At 63.0% G+C, this 3,551-nt stretch carries 2 protein-coding genes and 1 pseudogene; 1 reads left to right on the top strand and 2 read right to left on the bottom strand.

The window, feature by feature from the left end:
• Window positions 1-525 precede the first annotated feature (525 nt).
• Complete coding sequence (locus tag NG1_RS34765; protein ID WP_062978106.1) at window positions 526-828, top strand: hypothetical protein; 303 nt, start codon at window positions 526-528, stop codon at window positions 826-828.
• Between the two features lie 411 nt (window positions 829-1,239).
• On the opposite strand, the pseudogene NG1_RS38705 reads toward NG1_RS34765, so the two are convergent.
• Together NG1_RS38705 and ltrA are read right to left on the bottom strand one after the other, a co-directional pair.
• Window positions 1,240-1,713: pseudogene (locus tag NG1_RS38705) on the bottom strand (IS3 family transposase); the annotation flags it as partial.
• Between the two features lie 107 nt (window positions 1,714-1,820).
• Window positions 1,821-3,272 (bottom strand): group II intron reverse transcriptase/maturase, encoded by a 1,452-nt coding sequence (gene ltrA, locus NG1_RS34755; RefSeq protein ID WP_062978104.1) that lies wholly within the window; start codon window positions 3,270-3,272, stop codon window positions 1,821-1,823.
• Between the last annotated feature and the right edge of the window lie 279 nt (window positions 3,273-3,551).

Here is a 3,551-nt window from a genome sequence, read left to right as displayed (position 1 = left end):
CCGCTCGGCGACGGCGTCGGCGAGATCATCGGCGAGCTGGGTGATGATCGCGTAGGTGCGGGCGAGTTGCTCGAAGTGGCGTCGCTGTTGGCGTTCGGTTCGCAGTCGTGCCTGTAGATGCTTGTAGGTGCCCGCACTGGATGGCGGCGACGAGCCCGCGTGGGCGGCGACAGCCAGGGTGCGTGGGATCAGCAGACTCCTGCGTGGCCCCGTATTGCCACCGCGCCTCGTTGGTCAGGCGATCCATCACCAGGAAGCGATCCTTGACGGCCGGACCACGAATGACCAGCGAGGCAGTGTACGCGTACCGGAACGATGCGCGCAGCAGATGCACCACACACAGGCTGACCGCAAGCGCATGTCACCTGAGTGCTTCGATGGGCTTGGTGGGTGGTTCGAGGAGTGGAGGGCTGTGTTAGGACGGTTCCCGGATTTCGGCACTCACCGCTCTGACGTGATGCCAGATCTCATGGCCAGCAAAGCCATACGGCGTTCACAGTTGAGTGATGGCGTCATACTACTCTGGTGGAACACAGGGCCTTGATCCTCCTCGTAGTCATCGCCGGTATCGCTGTAGCAATAGGATTCATCTGGCTCGGCTCTTATTTAGCGAGTGAAATTATCTTTCTCTTCCACCGCTACAGTGCGCTGAGCTGGATTTATTGGCTCACCGTCCCCGCCCTGTTGCTGTTCTCGTACCTCGCCTGGACGTGGGTGCCATTGGTGGTTGCGATAGCAATGCCCATCATTGCTTTGCTAGTTAGCGCGGTCGGCAACACCTACGATGAAGCCCACCCCAAACGGCTGTATCGCCGCCGTGGCAGGTAGTTCAACGGGATACGGTGACCGGCAGGGGCAGTTCCTTCAAGTTCGGCAGTGGGGCATCGTGGTGTCGTGCGCACCGCAGTGCCCCACTCGCCGACCCGAGCATCATACTGCGAGCCATCGACCGCCCCTCCCGCAGGCCATAGAGCAGCCCCTCGAAGCGCGGCGCCAGCACAATGGGTATGCCGCATCGTCACCGGAAAGGCAGGCGCGGCAACTCTGTCCGTGGGGCTCACTGCGTCGCCCAGGGCTGATCGATCGTGATCGACTGGAGGCCGAACTCTTGGAACCAGTCGGTCCAGATCCGTCGGAAGGTGCATTGGGACAGTGCCAATGTCAGATCGGTGTTCTGCGTTGTCCCAGGGAACAGGGGCATGATGTTCCCCCGGTTTCGTGGAGTCGAGGTGCTGGACTTCAGGCCACGGGTTGGATGGACGGTTGCATCATTTCGTACTCGATCGGAGTCCGCATACCGAAGGCTGAGTGACGGCGGCGTCGGTTGTGGAAGATCTCGAGGTAGTCGAAGATCGCGTTCGCCAGCTCGATTCGGGTTCTCCAGCGTTGCCGGTTGAGTAGCTCGGTTCGCATTCTGCCCCAAAATGATTCAATGACGGCGTTGTCTAGCAGTCGCCGATCGAGCCCATCGAGGGCACCAGCCCCGACTTGCGGGCCCGGTCGGTGAAGGCCCACGAGGTGAATTGAACGCCGTGGTCGGAGTGAATGATCGTGCCCGATTCCGGCGATCTCTTGGAGATCGCCATCCCGAGCGCGTTGGTGACCAGCGCCGCGGTTTGGGTCGAGTCGATCGACCAGCCGACCACCCGCCGTGAATAGGTGTCGAGCACGACCGCGCAGTAGACCTTGCCTTCCCCGGGTGTAGTGCTCGGTGTAGGGGTCGGACCGCAGCGCCCTGCCAGCCTTTCGGCTGGTGGGTTTCTGCGGCCCGCCCTCCGAACCGGACGTGCGGCTTCCACCGCATCCGGCTCTCCATGTGTTCATTCCGCTTGAGCGGGTGATCCGGCTGTCGGTGTGCTCGACCATGGTGTGGCAATCTTGCTGCCCCGGTATCGGTATCGCTCGATGGCGACCGATTCGGGCCGGAACATTTCGACTCCTCCGGCGCGGATCTGCCAACCAGGCAGGTAGCGTCGGACCAGGGTGTGCATGTTCAACCCGAGGTGTCGTTTGCGGAGCCAGCCGACGATCCGCCAGACGGCGAAATGGTCGATGTATCCGAAAGTCCGCGACGACACTCCGTGGCGGAAGTAATTGCACCAGCCTCGCAGCACCGGGTTGAGCCGACGCAGCAAGTCCGCGAGTGTTCGATGTCGCTTGCGGCGAGTCAGTGTCCGCACCTTGTCGATGATGGAGGCCAGCGCCTTCTTCGACGGGTAGGTGTAGACAGCCTTCTTGCCGGTCCGGCTTCGCCAAGCTCGGCGCTGGATGCGCCAACCCAGGAAGTCGAACCCCTCATCAACGTGACAGACCCTCGTCTTCTCCTCCGACAGGCGCAAACCCATCGGAGCGAGCACCGTGCCGACCTCATCCCACAGCGCTTCGGCGTCACTGCGTTTCCCGGCGACCATGATTACGAAGTCGTCCGCGTAGCGGACGAGTTTCATGACCGGGGCACCAGCGCGGCGACGTTTGACGCGTGTCCAATACGGTCCGAGCGCGGCCCACCGGGCCGCGAAATGCTCGTCCAGCCCGGACAAGGCGATATTGGCCAGCAGCGGTGAGAGGATCCCGCCCTGGGGTGTGCCGGTGATCGTTTCCCGGTTGTGGCCATGTTCGGTCAGAACTCCGGCCCGCAGGAACGCCTTCACCCAACCCAGCACGCGTTTGTCCCCGACGCGTCGACGCACCCGCTCCCTCAGAGCGGTGTGGTCGATTTCGTCGAAGCATGCCGTGATGTCCGCCTCGAACACCCACTCGTAATTGCGGGCAGGTGTCGCAAGGTGATGGATCTCGGCGATCGCGTCCTGAGCCCGGCGCTTCGGGCGGAAGCCATAGGAACACGGCTGGAAATCCACCTCGAAGATCGGTTCGAGCACCAATTTCAACGCGGCCTGCACGACCCGGTCCGCGGTCGTCGGTATACCCAAGCGCCGAATCTTGCCCGACGCCTTGGGAATCGCTTTCTCTCGCACCCGTTGAGGAACGAACAGGTTTGCCTTCAGATCATGTCGAAGACGCTCCAGCAGTCCCTCAACGCCGAGGCCGACCGATCGCGGTGCGATCCCATCGACCCCGGCGGTTCGTGCGCCCTTGTTGCCCCGCACCCGTTCCCATGCCACCAGCAGGAACGCCGGGTCATAGACGAGGTTTGCGAGATCATCGAAACGACGACCAGGATCGGCCACCGCCCATCGGTGCAGCTTCTTCTGCATCCTGAGTACCCGGAACTCGGCCTCGGCGAGGTCCAACTCCAGATCACCGGTATTCACCAGAGACCTCCCCACAATGCGTCGATGCCGCGAACACACTGGACCCCTTCGCCATGCGACCGGCTTTCCCGGTCTCGGACTACTACGGGCCCTCCGCCCCACCCCGGCGGCATCGGCCGGCGATGAGCGTTCCCGCTGGACAGCAGGCTGCTGACCGGGTCAGGGACCGCCGAGGTGGTTCCCACGTTCACTCACGAACCCTTCGACGGGGTCGGCGCCCAGCTATGCCCCTGCAGCATCGCCACGGCTACGCCGCAGACCTTCACCATGGCCTCCCGA

It is taken from the genome of Nocardia gamkensis NBRC 108242, assembly GCF_001612985.1.
Lineage (GTDB): Bacteria > Actinomycetota > Actinomycetes > Mycobacteriales > Mycobacteriaceae > Nocardia > Nocardia gamkensis.
Note: the sequence above shows the minus strand (reverse complement) of the source record. Positions and strands in the feature narration are given on the sequence as shown.